14 protein-coding genes are annotated in these 20270 nt (G+C 44.9%); 6 read left to right on the forward strand and 8 right to left on the reverse strand.

Going from position 1 to position 20270, the window contains the following annotated elements:
• Window positions 1–309: 309 nt before the first annotated feature.
• From HYV65_02570 to HYV65_02585, 4 genes are all read right to left on the reverse strand, one after another.
• Window positions 310–1521, reverse strand: a complete 1212-nt coding sequence (locus HYV65_02570; GenBank protein MBI2463093.1) for a thiolase family protein — start codon at window positions 1519–1521, stop codon at window positions 310–312.
• A 9-nt stretch (window positions 1522–1530) separates the two neighbouring features.
• Window positions 1531–2460, reverse strand: a complete 930-nt coding sequence (locus HYV65_02575) for a 3-hydroxyacyl-CoA dehydrogenase family protein (protein ID MBI2463094.1) — start codon at window positions 2458–2460, stop codon at window positions 1531–1533.
• Between the two features lie 73 nt (window positions 2461–2533).
• A complete protein-coding gene (locus tag HYV65_02580) occupies window positions 2534–5722 on the reverse strand; it encodes an ATP-dependent helicase (GenBank protein MBI2463095.1) in 3189 nt (1062 codons plus the stop codon).
• Window positions 5723–5804: 82 nt separating this feature from the next.
• On the reverse strand, window positions 5805–6230 hold the full coding sequence (locus tag HYV65_02585) for an adenylyltransferase/cytidyltransferase family protein (GenBank protein ID MBI2463096.1): 426 nt from the start codon (window positions 6228–6230) through the stop codon (window positions 5805–5807).
• Window positions 6231–6454: 224 nt separating this feature from the next.
• Between HYV65_02585 and lipB the strand changes: the two genes are divergently transcribed.
• Window positions 6455–7204, forward strand: coding sequence for a lipoyl(octanoyl) transferase LipB (gene lipB / locus HYV65_02590; protein MBI2463097.1), 750 nt, complete (start codon window positions 6455–6457; stop codon window positions 7202–7204).
• Window positions 7205–7273: 69 nt separating this feature from the next.
• Here the strand turns inward: lipB and HYV65_02595 are convergent, their stop codons facing one another.
• Both HYV65_02595 and HYV65_02600 read right to left on the reverse strand, forming a co-directional pair.
• Complete coding sequence (locus tag HYV65_02595; protein MBI2463098.1) at window positions 7274–8839, reverse strand: 2-oxo acid dehydrogenase subunit E2; 1566 nt, start codon at window positions 8837–8839, stop codon at window positions 7274–7276.
• Between the two features lie 10 nt (window positions 8840–8849).
• Window positions 8850–11054: a hypothetical protein gene (locus HYV65_02600; protein ID MBI2463099.1), complete on the reverse strand. Its 2205-nt coding sequence runs from the start codon at window positions 11052–11054 to the stop codon at window positions 8850–8852.
• A 451-nt stretch (window positions 11055–11505) separates the two neighbouring features.
• On the opposite strand from HYV65_02600, the gene HYV65_02605 reads away from it, so the two are divergent.
• Genes HYV65_02605 through HYV65_02615 form a run of 3 tightly spaced genes read left to right on the forward strand, consistent with a single transcriptional unit; the run spans window position 11506 to window position 14419 of the window.
• A complete protein-coding gene (locus HYV65_02605) occupies window positions 11506–12420 on the forward strand; it encodes a magnesium transporter CorA family protein (protein ID MBI2463100.1) in 915 nt (304 codons plus the stop codon).
• Between the two features lie 12 nt (window positions 12421–12432).
• A complete protein-coding gene (locus HYV65_02610) occupies window positions 12433–13893 on the forward strand; it encodes a cysteine--tRNA ligase (protein MBI2463101.1) in 1461 nt (486 codons plus the stop codon).
• Between the two features lie 22 nt (window positions 13894–13915).
• Entirely contained in the window at window positions 13916–14419 is a 504-nt protein-coding gene (locus HYV65_02615) for a DUF1003 domain-containing protein (protein ID MBI2463102.1), read from the forward strand.
• A gap of 101 nt (window positions 14420–14520) precedes the next feature.
• Here the strand turns inward: HYV65_02615 and HYV65_02620 are convergent, their stop codons facing one another.
• Together HYV65_02620 and HYV65_02625 are read right to left on the reverse strand one after the other, a co-directional pair.
• The gene (locus tag HYV65_02620; GenBank protein MBI2463103.1) at window positions 14521–14880 is read right to left on the reverse strand and encodes a peptide chain release factor-like protein; all 360 of its coding nucleotides are present in this window, start codon (window positions 14878–14880) and stop codon (window positions 14521–14523) included.
• Window positions 14881–15020: 140 nt separating this feature from the next.
• Entirely contained in the window at window positions 15021–16574 is a 1554-nt protein-coding gene (locus HYV65_02625) for an amidophosphoribosyltransferase (protein ID MBI2463104.1), read from the reverse strand.
• 156 nt (window positions 16575–16730) lie between these two features.
• On the opposite strand from HYV65_02625, the gene HYV65_02630 reads away from it, so the two are divergent.
• Entirely contained in the window at window positions 16731–19445 is a 2715-nt protein-coding gene (locus HYV65_02630) for a replicative DNA helicase (protein MBI2463105.1), read from the forward strand.
• A 123-nt stretch (window positions 19446–19568) separates the two neighbouring features.
• Window positions 19569–20180 carry a recombination protein RecR gene (recR, locus tag HYV65_02635; GenBank protein ID MBI2463106.1) on the forward strand — a complete coding sequence of 204 codons (612 nt, stop codon included), beginning with the start codon at window positions 19569–19571 and terminating at the stop codon, window positions 20178–20180.
• The last annotated feature ends 90 nt before the right edge of the window (window positions 20181–20270 follow it).

The raw sequence follows: 20270 nt of genomic DNA on the forward strand, positions 1-20270 counted from the left end.
CCCCCCCCCCCCCCCCCCCCCAACAAAAGGTGTGGATAAGTCCCGGAGGACAGACTGACCGTCCTGGAGTGCTCGCTCAAAAAAACGCGCGAAGTAGCCGCGCTTTTTGGAAAATATTTTACCCTACAAACTTCCTCTGCAAAAATTTATTGGAGGGTATCTGCTCACGCCTACTATACTTTATTACGAGTGTCGTAGTGAACCGGTATCGTAGCGGGCTGTAGAAGTCTAGCTTCTACAGCTTCTCATAATTTGCAGGACAAGTGCGAGCAGTTATAAAAGCCCCGTACGACTTACGGGGCTATAATCTTAGTGGTTAGTATTTTCAATCAGCACGGCAACCGCTTCGCCGCCACCATTGCAGGCAACGGCTATGCCGTAGCGTTTGCCAGTTGCTCTTAATTCGTAGGCAAGGGTTGTGACAAGGCGCGCGCCGGAAGCGCCGATGGGATGGCCTAGCGCGATTGCACCGCCCCAGATATTTACTTTGCTACGGGGAATGCCGAGCTGTCGCATCGCATAAATTGGCACAACCGCAAATGCTTCGTTGATCTCAAAAAAATCTACTTGGTCGAGCGAAAGTTCTGCCTTAGCAAGGACTGCCTTAATGGCTCCCACGGGTGCCGTAGTGTACCAGTAGGGATTCTGCGAATGCATGGCATAGGCAACGACACGTGCCAATGGCTTTAATCCCAATTCTTCCTTTATTTTTTCGGAGCAAAGCAATACCATCGCCGCTCCGTCTGAAATCTGTGAAGAAGTCGCGGCCGTTACTGTTCCGCCATCGCTAAATACTGGCTTGAGCATTTTCATTCTTTCCATATCTGGTTTGCGAATACCCTCATCTACATACATCACGCCTTCAGATACAGGAACGTATACAAGCCGTGAATCAAAGTATCCTCTGTCGGTTGCCTCTTTCGCGCGACGAAAACTTTCGAAAGCAAAATCTTCTTGTGCGTCACGACTGATAACGTATACGCTTGCGCATGTATCAGCTAGCCTGCCCATGTGAGGCATTCCAGGGTAATACACGTCGCGAAGACCATCATATAGCATGCTATCTGTGACGATAGCTTCCGGCAGCGCTTCATATTCCGCGAGTTTTTTATCATCCAACGTTTTCTTTACTCTTGGCAAAAGATAGGGCGCGCGGCTCATATTTTCTACGCCGCCGGCGACAACAAGTTCCGCATCGCCCAAACTAATACTTTGAACCGCAAGCCTAATGGCTACAAGCGAGGAAGAGCAAACTTCATTTACTGTTACCGCGTGACATCCTTGAGATAATCCGGCCTTTATAGCGACTTGGCGCGCGGGATTTTGTCCAACACCAGACGTTAGGACTTCGCCCAAATAGATTTCTTGCACTTTGCTAAATGGAGCAATTAGGCGTGAAAGCATTTCTCGCACAACACGAGCGCCAAGTTGCGGCGCGGGGGTGTCTTTCAGCACGCCGAAAAATTTTCCAAATGGCGTGCGGGCTGCCTCAACAATGTAAACATTCTGCGCGTTTTGCATCTTTTTTGCCTACCTTCCAGAATCATAATCAAAAAATCCAATCTTTGTTTTTCTGCCCAGCCGCCCCTGAACGACCAAATCCGTCAAAATACCGCGAGGTTTATAGTGCCGATTTGCTTTCATCATTTCTCGAAGTCCGGCGACTACAGTATCAATGCCAATAAGATCGGCAAGGCGCAAAATTCCCATTGGTTCACCGCCAGTCGGGACCCTTCCCTCAAAAGAATCATTAACAATCTCGCACGCGCCTTCAAATGACATGCCTTTTTTAATAAATCGCTCCACGAGCAATGACGCTTCATTTATTATTGGCATAACCATGCCGTTTACGGAAAATCCGGGAATATCGCTAGCAAAAAGAATTGGATTACGGTTAAGCCAGCGAGCAATTTCAAAAACAGTATTTGCTGTTTCGTCCGATGTTTTCGGCCCGCGAATAAGCTCAAGAAAGGTTAAAACGTGCGGCGGGTTCATGAAGTGCATGCCCATAAATTTATCTTTGTGGCGCTGTACGCTTTTTGCAAGCTCTTTGATGGAAATAGTCGAAGTATTTGTAACAAGAATTGTATTCGGTTTACAAATTGCGTCGAGCGTGCTTAAAACTTGCGCTTTGATTGCGCGATCTTCCGTAACAGCTTCCACGACAAAATCGACGGGCGCAAGACGATCAAGCCGCGAAGCAACATAAAGATGAGCGTTTAGAATCATTACTCGGTTACGCGTTGCGTGAGCGAATTGTTCTAATGTCATATTCGCAGTATTTTTTTCTTGAATATTTTTCAACCAAAACTCCCTGATTTTTTCTACCGCCCTCTCGCATACTTTGGCATCAGAATCATACAAAAGTACAATAGCGCCCGCTTCGCAAAAAATTTGCGCTATGCGCGTGCCCATTTGCCCAGCACCCACAACTGCTACATGATTGACTACTGGCCGCATAATTTTCCTCCTCGCGCCTTATTTTATTTTACAAATTGAAAAAGTACAAAATTGATACATTGATGGCGCACACCTACTTACGCAACGCGCACCACCCACACGCTTTATCTGAACATCGTTTATCCCAAAATGCAATGGAGATGATTTCTTCTGCCACTCGGTGAATTTCTGCTTCTAGTGCCGTTACATTTTCTTGCGATATTACGAATTGCTCTTTATGCAACTTGCCTTTAGCGTCCGGCTCAATAAAGTCCAACTCCCCGGCCAGCATATTATATTTTGCGAGCGGATATTTATCTAATAATAGTTTGTAAAATACCAGCTGGCGCTTTAAATTGCCATTAGAATTTTTAGTTGTGCCTTCAATTTCGCCGCGAGTTTTTGAGTGACCCGTTTTGTAATCAACCACAATCACATCGTAGCCGTTCGGCTGAATTTCTAACTTATCTAGTTTACCCGTCAGGCGAATTATATCGCTTAGCGGTATAGAAATAGAACGTTCGTTCTCGGTGTTTTTGTTCCACGCGCCTCTATACTCTTCGTAGTATTTATCGAGCGTTTCCTCACCTCTAGCTTTGGCAGACTGATAATCATGTTCATTAAGAAGTTCTGTTGCAAGGGCAAAATTAAATCGCTCAAGCAAGAATTCTTTAGGCGTGTTTGCATCTGTTTTTAAACGCTCAAAAAAATCATGAAGTCCCGCGTGAATTGCCGTGCCATACATTTGCTGTTTGCTTGGCGCGTGCGGCACGCGAAGTAAATTGATATAAAAATATTTCCATGGACATTCAAGATAGTTATTAAAAGCTGTTACGGGTAAGCCGCGTTTTGTAAATAATTCAGCAACGAATTCGCGCTCTTGCAGTGGCGGCGTGGTTGCGATAGATGATGAAAAGAATAACGCTGGGTTTTGTTGTGCCTCAAGCTCGTATGCCTCGGTGCCACCGCGAGCAACAAGTTCACTTCTGATCTCGGATATAAAATTGGTTGGGATTTGTTCTCTGCCAGCATCGTTTAATAAAGTACAGCTGATATGCGCGCCGTGGCGAGCGCGAGTAAGCGCGACAAAGAAAAGACGGCGCTCGTCTTCATATTTGTCTATTTTGGGGTCAGTATCTATTAAAGATGGCCGAGGAGGGTCTGACCCTCCTTTTAGGAGGGTCAGACCCTCCTCGGACGCTGTTATTAGTTGAGGCAAGCGAAACAGACGTGGCTTTACCCGCCCACCCCATTTTGAGTCCGCCGCATTTGGCACAAAAACATAATCAAACTCAAGGCCTTTCGCGCCATGAACGCTCATCACGCGCACAGCTCGCAGCGATGCTTTAAATGAGCTAGTCTTTATTTTAATGTTATGCTTTTCTACAAGATCGAGATGCTGTAGAAAATCCGCAAGATTCGCTTTACGCGAAGTCCCACCGCTGCTGGGATGAGATGAAAGAAAATTCTTCAATTCACGAAAAAGCGCGTGAATACCCGCCATCATTCGCGGGTCATCGCCATTCTGTTTTACTATATCCAAAAATTTTCCTTCGCGGACAATGCGTTCGAAAAGCACCAGCGCGTTTTCGCTCGCCAAATCCTGTCTTATACCCGAAAGTAAGGAGTAGGCATGAAAAATAGCCGGCGAATTTTCAAAATGCAGTTTTTTATGCACCTGCGTAGCGCCCATTAGCTCTATAACTGTCGGTTTTACGTCGTCGGTCTTTTTTTTCGAATCTAAGTTATCCACATAGGGTATCCCGAGCACCCCATGTCTATGGTGCGCATATTCTATTTTGTTGCGATAAGCAAAAAGACGATATATATCAATTGGCGGAATGCCAAGCGTATCAATATGTAATACTGGGAGAAGCTTTTCGTCACTTCCAAAATCAACCGCGTAGCGCATGATGCTAAGTATTTTTTTAACTTGCGCGTCTTCCAGCATGTCGTGCTGTGATTCCCAAACATAAGGTATGCCTAGCTTTGCAAAAATGGAAGTCACGGGAACAGCGCTTTCGTGCTCGCGCACGAGAACCGCAATTTCGCGCGGATCAACGCCGTTTGCAATTAACTCCTCAATTTTTTTGCCGATAAAATAGTTTTCTGACTGGGTATCAGCGAATTCCCAAAACTCAATCGGTTTTTTAGGTTCATACCTAGGGCCTCCGGGAGGCCCTAGGTATGAACCTTCTCTGTTCGCATACAAAGCATCGTTTACTTCGGGGAGAATGTTGCTGATTCTGCTTTGGTTTTGCTTTATTAAATCCATTGCGCCGTCGAGTATTGGCTGTGATGAGCGATAGTTCTGATGTAGCGTAATCAGCTTTGCGCCACTAAAGCGTTTATGAAAGTACAGAAAGTTAGCAAGCGTCGCGCCTTGAAAGCGAAAAATTGCCTGCTTCTCATCCCCCACCACAAAAAGATTTGGCGCTTCATTTTCAGAACATAGCAATGCCAGCACATTATTCTGGCCGTTGTTTGTGTCCTGATGTTCATCTACTAGAATATAGTCGTATGCTTCCGAAACACGCATGCGGAAGTTCTCGTCGTTTTGCAGTTTCTTTACCACAAACAAAATCATATCGTTATAGTCGTAACGTTTTTGCTGTGCTAATTCCTGCTGATAGCGCTCATATACAACCACGAGTTCCCTATTTTTATTGATAAACTTTTCCTGATCTTGATATTTTCCCTTCATCTTGCCTTCATGTGCGCCTTTTTCGTGGTACAAGTCATCAATTTGTAAAAACGCGTTATGTTCTTTTTCAACAAGCTCGCTAAGTGCGGCTGGCGTGACTCCTTCGCGTTTTAACGTGCTGATTTCGGCGAGCGCGGATTTGATGTAAAAATATGGGTCGCCGAATGGGCGCAGCAGCGAGAGGGGTGTGTTGTCGAAAATTTGCTCAAGCAATTGTACTTGCTCAACCTCGCTTACGTTTTCCGCGGTGCCAACTTGCGGAAAATCTTCCGGATATCGCTGGATAAGCGCGTTGCAAAAACTGTGAAATGTTAAAACCGTCACGTAATATCCTTGCGTGCCAATGAGCTCGCTCAAACGCTTACGCATGGCAGAAACACCCGCTTCACTGAATGTAAGCGCGAGAATTCTTTGCGGCGCAATTTTTTTCTGGCGCAAAATATTGGCGATACGAAGAGCCAATATTTGTGTTTTGCCAGTCCCCGGCCCCGCAATAACCATAACCGGGCCGTCGAGCGTGTCTACGGCCTGCTTTTGCTCAGGATTTAACTTTTGATAGAGGGTATCGAAAGAGGACATAAAAAATGACCATCAACGAATAACGAATCTGCTACGAATTTACGAATATGGTTAGCAAATTCGTTTATTCGCACAGGATTCGTTATTCGTTGATGATAGATGTGTGGTATTCCCTCGGCTTATAAGCCTTCATCACTCGAACAACAATTTTCGCCCCGTTTTCTTTCATCCAGCGGTAAATATCTTTTTTAAGTTCTTTCTGGTCATATCCAAGGCATACCACGTCTGGTTTGAGGCGTTTTAGCGCAAGATACTCCCCCGTTTCCTTGTCTCCGAGCACCGCCCTATCAACGAGATGATGTGCCGCAACGCGACTGCGGCGTTGGCGTTCATTTAGCTGAGATGTTTTGCCTTTTAATTGAAGCGCTATTTCATCTCTTCCTACAATAACAACAATCTCATCGCCGTATGCTCGCGCCTGTTGTAAAAAATGTTCGTGCCCTAAATGTAGGCCGTCAAAAATACCAAAAACCACTACTCTCTTTTTTAATTTATTATTTTGTTCCATGTCTTTATTAAAGCAAGATGGGAGTAAAAAGACAAATAATTTCGAATTTTTAATTTTGAATTTCGAATGAATTTTGAATGACTAAAATTAGAAAAACTATCTGTAATCTTGTTAGCTTATAGGCTTTCGAAATTAAATATTTCTAATTTTATTCAAAATTCAAGTCCTCTTGTACTTTCTCCAAATACAATGTACGTAAAAGCTATAGAGAGGTGTGATACGACATGCTGACATGGCTCTGGCTCGGCCTATATGATTTTTTAGAAATGCTGGAACTGCAAGAGCGATTGTTCCTTAACAAGCAACAAGGCGATGACAAGAATTATCTCATTTTCGCGGAACATTCGCCCGTTTATACATATGACGAACGAAAGCCGCGAGATCATCTTTGGCGCTTGCCAAAGCCAGCTAGTGTGCCGCTAATCCATGCGCCACGCGCTGGCAGTATCACTTATCATGGCCCGGGTCAGCTTGTTTGTTACTGTATTCTAGATTTGAAAACGCTCGACCTTGATGGTCCTCTTGCCTTGAATTGGGTTATAGAGGAAACGATCATCCGCACGCTTGCCGAATTTGGCATTGTCGGACATCGGCGCAAAGAACCAGTCGCGGCGCAAGGCGTATGGGTTACAGGCAGTGACGGCGTAGAGCGTAAAATTGCCTCGCGCGGCATTTCTACAAATAAAGGCATTGCTCGTTTCGGCTTTGCGCTTAACGTCACGACCGAGCTGTCTTATTTTGATTACATATATCCGTGCGGCATTAATATACAGATGACTTCCGTATACCGCGAGTGTCGTAAATACATTGATTTAAACGCAGTCGCGCGCCTCCTCGTGTATCATTTTGAAAAAGTTATCGATGATAGAAAAGAGGCGATGCCGCACGACGAGATTGCTTTTCCGCCAGCGGCATCTGCCCGCCTCTGGCGTGGCCTGCCCGCCTCTGGCGGGGATCGCGATGACAAAAAGTAGCGACATTTCTACAAAAGTAAAACCCCGCCAGATAAAACTGACGGGGTAATTTTTTATAAAAAAGATTAATTAACACTTGCCACAAAGTTCTTGCAATTCCGGAATGATGTGTTCGTCAAGCTCACCGAACACTGTGTCTATAAATCGTGTTATGAATCCACCGCCCACCGCGCGATGATCAAAAGTAATGGGAATTGTCGCCCAACCATCTCTGTCAATCTCGCCAAGATCTACTTGCAGAGAAACATCCTTTGTTAGAAGCGAATAACCAGACCGCTGACGAACCTTCGAGCGACGCGCGGGAGGAATCAGCGTCTTTAATCCTCCGATATTATTAAAAATAAAAGTAAATCCTTTTTGCTCCATTAAAGTAAAGGTGCGATCCTGCGACTTTCGCTGAAGAGTAGCAGTCGCGCGAGCAAGATCAACAAGAGAAAGTGTGTTTGCCTGACGCACTGTCAAAATTACGAGCTCATCTCGTGGCGTATTAAACGCGATGCCGAGATTTATATTCATGCTTCGCACAAACACCAACTTACCTTTTTCATCGGTATCTATATATCCATTCAAAAACGCGGCGAACTCGTCTCGCGCAAGCACTCGAACAAGCGCGGCAACAAAAGGAAACGCAAGCTGAAGTTTCACTCCGACCCTTTTTTCAAATTTTTGTCCATACCATTGCCGAAACGAAGTAAGAATGGATACATCGTGATCTTTTTCATCTTGACCAGTTGGTTTTTTCCAACCCTCCTCAAGATTTCGCGCGATGGCTTGTTGCACAGGCGAAAGAGGAATTATTTTTGTTTCCGCGCCATTGCTGACAGCGGGAGTTGTGGAAGGAGCAGGGGTAGTAGGAGTTGGTAAAATTTGCTTATCAAAAACAAGGAATTTTTCAACATCTGCGGGAAGAATTATTCCATCGGGACCTGTTCCCGCTATTCCCGCAGCATCAAGATCAATGCCGCGTTCTCGCGCAAGCGCACGCGCTGCTGGGCTTGCCCTGAGCTCTTTATTGTCGAAGGGGCTTGCCTTGATAGCCACATTTGATGGAACAACCGACATTTTCGATTCTACATTTTGCGTAGCAAGAATAGCAGAAGAAACTTCACGCACTAATTGTTGTGTATCCGTTACATGGCGCTCATACGCCTCAACCTGTTCTTTTCCAATTCTTCCCGTGGAGTCAACGCCAACGATTTTATAAACAGCTGCCGGGTCGATATTGCGCGCGCGCATCATTTGCCAGGCAAGAGGAGTTATTTTATAAGGCATATCAATTGTTTCTTCTGGCTCAATAGACGCGCTATTGGACAAAATTGAACGGCCGATAGACAACACCGGCTCATCTTCAATATAACCAAGAACGGTGCGATAAAACGTTATGCCGCCGCTCTGTTCTTGCAGATCGCTAGTTACCTGAAATTCACCGCCGTCAGTGTAAATAATTTCTACCAAAACGCCTAATATTTTTGCTTTCAGCGTTACTTCTGCTTTTTCCGTTTGAATTACTACAAGATCATCGCCAATTTTTATCGTTTCGCCTTGTTTGCGCAGCCATTGAATAACGGACATTTCCAAAGTTCCGGGATAAGAACCTCCCGTGTCTTCGGTTGATACGCGTATTGGGTGGCGCATTGCAATCCTCCTAAAACTTCATTGCGTCGCGAACGGCTTCAGCTAGCCGACGCGAACGAAGTCGAGTGTCATTTTCACGTTTTTCAAGCTCAAAAGGCAAACGATCCCATTCCAACACCGAGGCGCTAGGAATTGGGATGTCTTTTGCCGCGAGAACAACAATCGGAGCGCGTAACCGTGACCAAACCCCAACATCGCTGTCCAGGTCATCCTTGATATACGCACCCACACCGCCCTTGCGGCTTGCCTCATGCATAATAATCACTCGGCCGGTCTTTTTGGCAGAAACGGCAATAGTTTCAATGTCCAAAGGCACCACCGTACGCAAGTCCACAACTTCACATTCAATGCCTTCCTTGGCAAGCTCTTCTGCTTCGTTAAGTGCCGCTTGCACCGCGCAAGCGCCATATACAACAACAGTTACATCTTTACCCTCACGCTTAACAGCTGCCTTGCCCAACGGAATCATGTATGGCTCGTTAGGCACCAACCGTCGAAATTCACGCTTGCCGTGCGCGTAAATCTGCATATATATGACGACGGGATTAGGATCCTCGTTTGCTGCCCGTAAAAGGCCGGCGAGGTCGTAGGCATCCGCGGGAAATACGACCTTCCATCCCTGATTGTGAAAAAAATCCGCTTCCGTACAATCGCTATGGTAATGGCCGGAACCTCCCTCTCCCACAACGCCGAAATGGTTAAGAAGAACTATGGGATAGAGCCGCTTTTTTTGATAAAAATTAGCCCCAACAACATAGTCCACTATTACTAAAGATTCTTTGCCAAAAGGCGCGTATTCGTACTCTCCCCATGGTTTCAATCCCATTGAAGCGCGGCCAACAAGATTTGCAACAAGCGCTTCTTCGGAAATAGGAGTATTAAAAACTCTGCCGTTGCCAAATTTTTCTTCTAACCCGCGCCATAGGGCAAACACACCGCCTGTGGGATGAGCAATGTCCTCTCCGCAAAATGTAACGCTAGAATCATTGCGCAGACATTCCTCCAATACCATCAAAGCGGCAGTATTGTATGGCACAAGACGACTATTTTCTTGCGCTGGTTTGACTTCTTGCAAAGTATAAACGTGAGGAGCAAAACGCGCAGAGTCTTTCTGGTCTTCCTCGAGTGATACGTTTTGTTCTTCCAAGGCACTTTCGGAACGAGCATTCATCTCGTCTTCAGCCCGATTTTCTATCTCATCAATCTCGCGTTCGCTTAAAATCTGATGCGAAATAAGATAATTCGCAAACCGTTTAAGCGGTTCGCTTGCCCAAGAAGCTTCAAGCTCCATTTTTTCTTCTGAGGTTAACGTTCCGTGCTGGTCTTCGTTATGCGCAGTGCGCCGATAGGTATGAGCGATAATAAGCGAGCTTCCTTCAAGCCGCTGCGCCCTATGAGCTGCAATTTTTATCGCATCCGCAACTTCAAGCGGATCATCGCCATCTACATCAAGTCCACACCAACCGGGATATCCAAGCGCGCGCTGAGCAAAGTGGGAGGGACGCCCTTTATGCGCATTTCCATGTTCTTCGCGGGGGTCAGTATAAAGAGATTTTTGATTAACCTGTATAACTACAATAAGCGGAGCTCCCCGCTGAACGCCCGTCTTGCGAGCAAGATCGTCCAAAAACGGCTCCTGCTCAGACAATTCTTTTTCGGAAAGAGGAGCATTGGACGCCGCAACCCAATTCATCACCTCGTGAACAACACCCTGCTGCGCGGCGCCCTCTCCAAAGCATGATACGACCACAGGCCGTTTTGATGGTTCGCGGCCGTCGTACTCCAACATACGAAGAGCTTCTGCGCGCCCAGCCGATACCCCGATCATTGCCGCCATGTGAGACACATCGAATCCACCGATGCGGTGTTCTGGAAATCCAAAATGCACATTTGCATCACGCCCGCGGTCTGGGCTCGTGGCTTTCAAGTAGTGATTTTTTATAAACTCATAAGAAAGATCCACGCCAAGAATATCACTCATTGCGGGTGTCAATGACCACAACGTTCGATGATCGCCATCTTTCCACGATTTTTCAGCAATACCAAGTTCGTGCAACCCCCACACAATGCCAGCGCCTATAGCTTCCTGACCCATCGCCGTAAGTAATGGGCCGTGAATTTTAGCGCGATTTCTCTTTAATACATTGCAAAGCGCGCGGGCTGAAGCAAGCCAGTAATATAACCTGGATAATTCCTCGCGTTTTTTCGTACTCATCCCCTGCCTCCTTCGGTTGCCGTAGCTTTTCCGCCCGAGGCGGACATGTCCGCCCGAAATGCCTGCCCGCCTCTGGCGTAGACCATCTGTAATTATTGCCCTGGCTGAAACGTAGAAGACCCACTAAATTGTTAAATAACTCGGCAGGCTCCTCAAGCAGGAGTCTACGATGTCACACATATCACTTTATTATATGGCTAGCAATAGAATTAAGTTGTATAATAATACTACGAATATCGGAATGAAACATCTTTAAATAAGTTTGAGTTGTAAAAAATTTCAACGATTTAAAAATGAATACAGAATTTAGAATACAGAATACAGGAAAACGTCGTGTTTAGTCCCTATATTCGGTATTCTGTATTCATTATTCAAAACAAGGATTAGATTCATAAAACCTTACATTGAATGGTCATTACGATTTCTCATCTGACTATTTGTTAATTAACCTATGCTTCGCTCTGTCAATTCCCAAACAATAACCTGGATTGATATACAAGATCCTACTAAAAAAGATGTTGCTTTTTTGCAGCAAAATTTTCATTTTCATCCGCTTATTTTAGATGAGCTTATCCCTCCTAGCTATCGCCCTAAAGTTGAGCATCACGAAGATTACATGTTCCTTGTGCTTCATTATCCCGCATATAATAAATACTTGCGGGAAACCGAGCGGAAAGAATTGGATATTATCATTACTAAAACCCACGTTGTTACAACCCACTTTGGGTCAGCTCTGCCTATCAAGTCTTTGTTCGATAAAACGAATCTTTACGCGGAGAAAAAGAAAGAATATCTTGGTCCCACAACAGGCCATCTACTCTATCATGTGATTTCTGCTATTCTTTCAGCATCAACACGCAAAGCTGATGAACTTGAAAATGAAATAGAGAAAATAGAGAAAGATATTTTTCAAGGACACGAAAGGGCGATGCTCTCTAAAATTTCACGCTCAAAGCGTGACGTAATTGACGTGAGACGTATTTTGGCGCCGCAAGAAAAGATCTTTGTATCTTTGGCAGCAGAAGAGAGAAAGTATTGGGATGGAAATTTAAAGCCATACTTTGAAGATATTATGGGCATGTATAACGGAATATGGAATATTCTTCAGGAACATCGCGAAACTCTTGCTTCTTTGGGTGAAACCAACGAATCATTGCTATCAACAAAAACAAACAATATTATTTCAGCCCTGACTATAATAACCGCCATGTCGCTTCCCGCAATGACTATCACTTCTATATGGGGTATGCGAACAAACTACATGCCACTAATGAATGCGCGAAATGATTTCTGGATTATAATTAGCATCATTGCGATTGCGGAGGTTGTAGCTTATTATATTTTGCATCGGAAAGGTTGGGTTTAACGGTCTTAGGATATGTTTCTCTACGATACTTTGTCTTCCAAGAAAAAACGGTTCATTCCTCGCAATAAAAAAAGCGTGGATTTATTCGTTTGCGGGCCGACGGTATACGATTATTCGCACATTGGCCACGGTCGCACATATATTTTCTTTGACGCGCTGACGAAATATCTGCGTATGCAAAAATTCAATGTTCGCTATGTGCAAAATATTACTGACATTGATGACAAAATTATCGCGCGCGCTCAAAGAGAAAGCACGCCTTGGAATGAACTCGCGCATAAATTTGAGCAAGAATACTACGCCGACATGCAAGCGCTTGGCGTTTCCTCGATTACGAAGTATGCTCGCGCCACGGATTATATGGCGGCAATAATTCATCAAATAGAAACGCTAATTAAAAAAGGATTTGCCTATCAAACCAAAACGGGCGTATATTTTGAAGTTGCAAAGTTCTCTGACTACGGCAAATTATCTGGCCAAAAGCTTGCCATGATTCGCAAGGCCGCGCGCACGGAGATTGACCCAACTAAAAAACAGCCGGAAGATTTCGCGTTATGGAAGATGTCTAAGATAGGTGAACCCTTCGGTGGCACTCAGGGTGAACCTTCATGGAGTTCGCCGTGGGGTGATGGCCGCCCCGGCTGGCATATTGAAGATACCGCGATTACCGAAACTGAATTTGGAGCGCAGTATGATATTCACGGCGGCGCGCGCGACCTCATCTTTCCGCACCATGAATCTGAAATTGCGCAGATGGAAGCTTCTTCGGGCAAGAAACCGCTTGTGCGATATTGGCTTCATACTGGATTTTTGACAATCGGCGCGGAAAAAATGTCTAAATCTCTGGGCAATTTTATTACAATTCGTTCATTGCTTTCGCGTTATAGCGCGCAAGATTTTCGTTTGTTTGTGTTGGGAAAGCATTATCGATCCCCTATTTCCTACGACGAAAAATATATGCGGGAAGCGCGCGGGCAAAGAATGCGCGTAGAAGAATTTATTCGAAGGCTTTCTGATGTACTCGCCTCGAGCAGTGCTCGTTCTGAACTTGTCGAACGGGTCGAGGAGAAAGGAAAAAGTTCTGTAACTACAGCCGCCGCAATAACTCGTTTCCAAAAACAATTTTGGACAAAGCTCGCTGATGATTTTAATACGCCCCAAGCACTTGCCGTCCTCTCTAAATTAATGACATATTTTAACGCTCGGCTTGATAAAAACACTGTTGATAAGGCTGACGCTAAAAAAATTATAGCTTTCTTGCATTCCGTGGATGATGTGCTGGGTATTATTGAATGGAATAAAACACAGACGCAAGAAATACCTGTTGCCATTCAAGATTTAGTCGCAAAGCGTGAGTTCTTACGCGCGGAGAAAAAATGGCAGGAGGCCGATGACGCGCGAAAAGAAATTGACTCGCAGGGGTATGTTATTGAGGATACATCAGAAGGGCCAAAAATTCACGCTAAAGGATAGCGGAGTTAAAATTAAAAAAAATATGCAAAATCAACAAAAACACTTCGGCGTCTTGGAAAAGATTGCCATAAAATTAACAGAAATGGCGGGAACCCCCGTATCCTTAATTGTGCATTCGTTTTTATTTGTGGGAATTTTCGGTTTGCGATACGTCGGGTTTTCCGTAGATAGTATTTTGTTAATTTTAACAACAGCAGTATCACTTGAGGCAATTTACTTGGCTATATTCATTCAAATGACTGTCAATAGAAGCGCGGAACATATTGAAACTGTTACGGAAAACGTGATGGATATTCACGAAGATGTGCAGGAATTAGAGGGCGATGTAGATAAATTGGAAGAAAATGTTGATGAAATAGAAGATGATATTAAGGAAATATCCGAGGATGTAGACGAAATTCAGGCGGAAGAAGAAAAAGAAGAACAAAAAACAACGTTTGCAACAGCCAAAGCATTTTCATTGATTGAAAAACAATTACAGAAAGTTATAGAAGAGTTGGAGATATTAAAGAAGAAAGAGCGCTAATAAAGCTTTGTTATCAAAATAGAAAAAGCGGCTACTAAGATTAGTAGCCGCGCGTTGATGGGTCAATTTTGCCGAATGTAACCGCTCACAGTATTGGTCAATTATTCTTTTGCCATCTCTTTTCTGCCTGCCTTTTTTTCTGACTGCTTGCGTTTTTCCTCTCGTCGCTTGCGTTTTTCACTGCGCGGAACTTTTGTTGGCACGCGCGGCTCTGGCGGATTATTCAGCTCTTCCAGCTTCTCGCGCAATCGTTCAAAGGCGAGTTCCCTATTTTGCGATTGCGATCTGCTCTCGGTTACAGTCACCACAATACCAGACGGACGATGCGTTAAACGCACGCTGGTTTCCACCTTGTTGACGTTTTGCCCGCCGGGACCTGAACCACGACGAAAAAACTCCATGTCGCTATCGCGCTCCATGCCTTCCCTATCTGTCGCGTAATGAACTTGTTCGTCGGCCATAATTATTATCTCCTTTACTAGGGAGTCCCGGCCTCCCTAGTTAGACTAGTTAGACTTAACTTACTTATTCTATTCTTATCATACGAAATGCATAGAAAATTAAAAGTCCCCTAGCACAATTGCAAGGAGACTTTTTCTTTTTAATCAACTGGCGCGACTGGATATTCGCCAGTAAAGCATCCGTCACAAAAATTTGCGCGCGGCTTGCCAATTGCGCGGTACAAGCCCTCTACACTTAGATAGCCGACATAGTCCGCTCCGATTGCCGCGCGAATTTCTTCTAGAGAATGATCGTACGCGATTAAACCTTCGCGCTTCGGGATGTCTATGCCCAAATGACAGGAATATTGTATTTGCGGCGACGCGGAAAGAAAGATAATCATACGTGGATCAAAAGTTCGCAAAATTCGCACAACCGCCTTTGATGCGTTGCTTCTTACAATAGAATCATCTACTATTACGACAATGCAACCACGCAGAAGTTCGGGAATCCCGTTGTGCTTGAGAGCTTGCAGAAGCCATCGCTGGTCTTCAATGGGATCCATGAATGTCCTGTTTACCCGCCCCTTAATAAGCGCGGTCTCAAAAAGATGAGTAAACATCCCACGCGTATATTCAAATTCTTTGGCGTAACCCATGGCAGCCGGCAAACCAGAATCCAGTACTGGAACCACAATATCCACATCTATTCCAGTTAAAGGATGTTCGCGCGCTAGCTCTCGACCCATGGCTTGACGTGTTAGATATATGCGCTTGTTATCCAAAAGTGAGTCGGGGCGAGAAAAATACACACGTTCAAACATGCAGCCGCGCCGTTGCTCTGCCTGGCACCATTGCTCCACGCAAATTCCCTCGCGGGACAGCGTAACGAGAGTACTTGGAGCAAGTTCCTGAATGCTCGAGCACGAAAAAGCATTCAAAGCGCATGTTTCCGATGCGACAAGAGCGTATTCTTCATTTTCCCCCACGCAAAGAGGGCGAATAGCAAAGCGATCGTTTACCGCATAAACTATATTGTCATACAGTAAAACCAACGAAAAAGATCCTTTCAATAATTCCAGCGTTTCAATCAGGGCTTCCTTGAATGTCGGCGCGCTGGATGTTTGAATGAGCACCGCGATAAGCTCGGTGTCAGTGGTTCCCTCCAGCGCGTAACCCCCGCGTCCTTGAATAATTGCCTTCAACTGTTCAAGACCAATAAGATTTCCATTATGCGCTATAGCTGCCTGTTTATGCTGAAAAATAAACAGAATAGGATGAATATTACGCGAAGTGCTCTCCCCTGTTGTTGAGTAGCGCACATGCGCAATGGCGGCATCGCCATGCATATCATCTAGCGGGCTCCGAACATCCGTCAGCTCCATTTTGTTGAGCGGCTTTTTCATGTTACGCTTGTCGGCGTCAAACTGTTCCGCCAACCACCGCGCAAGATAGCTTGCGATGTCGGCATTTGCCATAGCCAAGTTATTAACTACTAGATCCACAATTTTTTCTTCCGGGATGCGTTTACGAAACACCCAGTCAATTGTGCCCATCTCCCGATGAGTTACTAAATCAGCATTATAGGAAACAGTAATGCCAGCGCTTTCTTGACCGCGATGTTGAAGCTGAAATAGGCCGGTGAAGGCAACCTTGGCGATAGTTGTTGCATCTATTTCTTTCATGCGAGAGACGACCCCGAACACTCCGCACATGAGTGACCTCCTTCTGCGGTTTGTTATTTAGGACTGACGCGTTTAGCGCAAATTATGTTGTTATGAGCATGTAAAAGTACGTAATGAATTACTATACCCCGTCATTCAGTATATAGTCAATTGTTCATTGTTCGTTGTTCATTGTAATATACCCATATGCCAAAAGACACTCAGTCAGACAAACTTCCCCCGCAAAGTATTGAAGCAGAGCAGTCGGTTTTGGGCTGTTTAATGATTGATCGCGACGCGATATACAAAGTTTCCGATGCTTTGTTTGCCGATGATTTCTATCGCGGCACGCATCGCGGTATTTATTCTGCCATGGTTGGGTTATATGAGCGGCGAGAACCGATTGATATTGTCAGTCTTTCTCAACGTCTCAAAGAAGAAAATCGGCTAGAGGAAATCGGCGGGCACAGCTATCTTGCCGAACTGATTAATCGCGTGCCCACCGCGACTCACGTTGTGCATTATGCAAATATCGTACGCCAAAAGCGCGTTTTGCGCGATTTAATTACCGCGGCATACGACATAGGCCAGCTTGGCTATCGTGAGGGCGATAATATTGACGAGCTGCTGGATGAAGCGGAAAAAAGAATTTTCCAAATTTCGCAGCACAGTCTTTCACAAACGTTTGTGCCGTTTAAGCAAGAATTAGAATCGGCATTTAACCGCATTGACCAGCTTAATAATTATGACGGCACTTTGCGCGGTATGCCAACCGGTTTTCATGATCTTGATAATATACTCGCGGGACTGCAAAAATCTGATCTCATTATTCTTGCTGCGCGCCCCAGCCGAGGAAAAAGTTCCCTCGCGCTTGATATTGCGCGCCAAGCGGCGTTACAGGCCAAGCAACCCGTCGGCTTGTTTAGCTTGGAAATGTCAAAAGACCAGCTAGTTGACCGTATGCTCGCGTCGCAGGGTTCTGTAGATCTTTGGCGTATTCGCACGGGCAAACTTTCTTCACAAGGAGAATACAATGATTTTACAAAATTGCAACATGCTCTGGATACTCTTTCGCAAGCACCAATTTTTATTGACGACGCGGCAAGCGCCAGTATGCTGCAAATTCGTTCTATGTCGCGCAGGTTGCAGGCAGAGCGAGGACTCGGGCTGATTATTGTTGACTATTTGCAACTTATTCAACCACGCAATCCCAGCGACCCGGTAGTGCAACAGGTTACCGAAATTTCGCGTTCCTTGAAAGGACTGGCACGCGAGCTAAACGTGCCCGTGCTAGCGCTGTCGCAGCTGTCGCGCGCTGTAGAACAAAGAGGCGGTTCCCCTCGCCTTTCGGATTTGAGAGATTCTGGATGTCTTGCTGGAGATATGCTTATTACACGCGCAGATACCGGAGAACGAGTTTATATCAAAGAGCTTGTCGGACAAAAAGATATTCCTGTTTTTACTCTCAACCAAGATCATAGGATTATTTCCACAAAAATAGAAAAAGTCTTTTCAAATGGCGTTAAAGAGATCTTTGAACTTAAAACCAAAACCGGACGAACTATTAAGGCTTCGTCTAATCACAAATTCTTTACGCTTCACGGCTGGCAGAGAATTGATGAACTTGAACCAGGCGCTAGAATTGCTTTACCGCGCGCTTTAGAAATAAAAAAATCAAGCGCAGACCTTTCAAGAAACGAACTTACTCTACTTCCTCACCTCATTGGCGATGGATGCATTTTACCGCGCCAACCTATGCACTATACAAGTGCCGATTGGGAGAACATACAGACCGTCGCGCAAGCTGCTGCAAATCTTTTTGGCATTTCGCCCCGCATAGTAAGGCAAAAAAATTGGTGGCATGTATATCTACCATCACCTTATCGTCTTACACGGGGCAAATATCACCCAATTACTTTATGGTACAAAAAGTTAGGGTTGGAGAGAGTGCGTTCCTACAATAAACAGATTCCTGTCGCGCTTTTCAATGCTTCGCCGGAGCAGATTTGTCTATTCCTCCATCATTTATGGGCAACGGATGGAAATATTTCATGGAAAAAAATTGCAGGGAGAAAGCCGACTGCGGCAATTTATTACGCAACTTCCAGCAAACAACTTGCGCAAGATATTCAGCACCTTCTTTTGCGTATTGGGATTTGGAGCTCGTTAAGAAAAGTGTCTCAACATGATTATAGGTCAATGTATCATATTATTATTCAAAGCGCTCCCATACAACTCAAATTCCTTAAAACAGTAGGATGCGCCGGAGAACGCGGAAAAATAATTCCAAAACTTATTTCGGCATTACGCGCGATTTCACCTAATACAAATACCGACACTATCCCTAATGAAATTTGGGATATGCTAGTGGAACCTGAAAAAGAAAAAATTGGCATAAGCTGGCGTGGCGTGGCAAGGGGTATGAACGTCGCCTATAACGGTTCGGCGCTTTTTGCAAGCGGCATGTCGCGGGAACGTTTGACGCGTGTCGCAACCGTCTTGTCCAGTAACGAGTTGCGCCATTTTGCCGAATCTGATATTTATTGGGACGAGATTACTTCTATAACTCCATGTGGAAAAGAAGAGGTTTATGACGCAACTATTCCTGGTACGCATAATTTCGTAGCAAACGATTTTATTGTGCATAACAGCATAGAACAAGATGCCGACGTAGTTTTGTTTATTCATCGTGACGATAAAGACCAAGAGGACGCGGAGCGCAATAACATCGCTGATATTATTGTCGCCAAACACCGCAATGGTCCGACAGGAAAAATTCAGCTTTACTTCGATGATAGAGTGGTTAGTTTTAAGAATCTAACGAGCCAAGCCAGCGCGCCGCAAGAGCCAGTTGCTATGCCCTCGCCAACACCCAAAGAGACTTCGAATGAAGAGATTAGTTTAGAGGATTTTGAGATATAATCAATCTAAAATCTTAAATGGCAAATCTCAAAACTGAATCTTAAAACTCAAATCTTCGCTAGTAGTTTTACGATTTACGTTTTAGTTTTGAGATTTTAGTTTTGAGTTTTAACATTTTTTACAATGTTTCCAAAACCAATCCAACAGCTCATAGAGCAATTAAGCGAACTTCCCGGCGTAGGGCCGCGGCAAGCGGCTCGTTTTGCGTTTTTTCTGATGAAGGACGAACAACGCCTGACATCATTACAGAACTCATTGCGGACACTACAAAACGAGATTGCTTTATGCGCTAACTGTTATCTTCCTCACGAAAGAAATGATCAAAATCTTTGCGCAATCTGCTTGCATCCCAAACGCAACGCCTCAACTATTTGTGTGGTAGAAAAAGAAAGTGATGCAATGCGCGTAGAAAAAGCGGGGGTGTATAATGGCATTTACTATATTCTGGGCGGAATGTTAACCCCGATGCGACAGGATAATAACATCAAAGAGCGCGTATCTGGCCTACGCAAAAAATTTGAACAACGTGGAGTAGGCGGCAAGGAGCTCATACTCGCGCTCAATCCTACTCGCGAGGGCATGTTTACATCTCTGTATATTGAAGAGGTATTAAAAAAATTGCCCGACTACGGCAATCTTCGCGTTACGCGGCTTGCTCGCGGCCTTGCGACTGGATCAGAGCTGGAATATGTGGACGAAGAAACATTGCGCAATGCGCTAGAGGGAAGGAAGTAAGCAAAAAAGGAGGGTCAGACCCTCCTTTTTTGCTTTGCCCTGTATTCTGTAGGGTTGCTCAGTTATCTAAATAAAATAACTGAGTGCTCG

It is taken from the genome of Candidatus Spechtbacteria bacterium, from assembly GCA_016188605.1.
In the GTDB taxonomy this organism is placed as follows: Bacteria; Patescibacteriota; Minisyncoccia; order Spechtbacterales; family JACPHP01; genus JACPHP01.

Bases quoted from the DNA above. Each gene is read 5' to 3' on its own strand.
- HYV65_02575 (MBI2463094.1), bottom strand. From the start codon at position 2,460: ATGCGGCCAGTAGTCAATCATGTAGCAGTTGTGGGTGCTGGGCAAATG.
- HYV65_02615 (MBI2463102.1), top strand. From the start codon at position 13,916: ATGCAAAATCAACAAAAACACTTCGGCGTCTTGGAAAAGATTGCCATA.
- HYV65_02620 (MBI2463103.1), bottom strand. From the start codon at position 14,880: ATGGCCGACGAACAAGTTCATTACGCGACAGATAGGGAAGGCATGGAG.
- HYV65_02625 (MBI2463104.1), bottom strand. From the start codon at position 16,574: ATGTGCGGAGTGTTCGGGGTCGTCTCTCGCATGAAAGAAATAGATGCA.
- HYV65_02600 (MBI2463099.1), bottom strand. From the start codon at position 11,054: ATGAGTACGAAAAAACGCGAGGAATTATCCAGGTTATATTACTGGCTT.
- HYV65_02580 (MBI2463095.1), bottom strand. From the start codon at position 5,722: ATGTCCTCTTTCGATACCCTCTATCAAAAGTTAAATCCTGAGCAAAAG.
- recR (MBI2463106.1), top strand. From the start codon at position 19,569: ATGTTTCCAAAACCAATCCAACAGCTCATAGAGCAATTAAGCGAACTT.
- HYV65_02610 (MBI2463101.1), top strand. From the start codon at position 12,433: ATGTTTCTCTACGATACTTTGTCTTCCAAGAAAAAACGGTTCATTCCT.
- HYV65_02595 (MBI2463098.1), bottom strand. From the start codon at position 8,839: ATGCGCCACCCAATACGCGTATCAACCGAAGACACGGGAGGTTCTTAT.
- HYV65_02605 (MBI2463100.1), top strand. From the start codon at position 11,506: ATGCTTCGCTCTGTCAATTCCCAAACAATAACCTGGATTGATATACAA.
- HYV65_02630 (MBI2463105.1), top strand. From the start codon at position 16,731: ATGCCAAAAGACACTCAGTCAGACAAACTTCCCCCGCAAAGTATTGAA.
- HYV65_02585 (MBI2463096.1), bottom strand. From the start codon at position 6,230: ATGGAACAAAATAATAAATTAAAAAAGAGAGTAGTGGTTTTTGGTATT.
- HYV65_02570 (MBI2463093.1), bottom strand. From the start codon at position 1,521: ATGCAAAACGCGCAGAATGTTTACATTGTTGAGGCAGCCCGCACGCCA.
- lipB (MBI2463097.1), top strand. From the start codon at position 6,455: ATGCTGACATGGCTCTGGCTCGGCCTATATGATTTTTTAGAAATGCTG.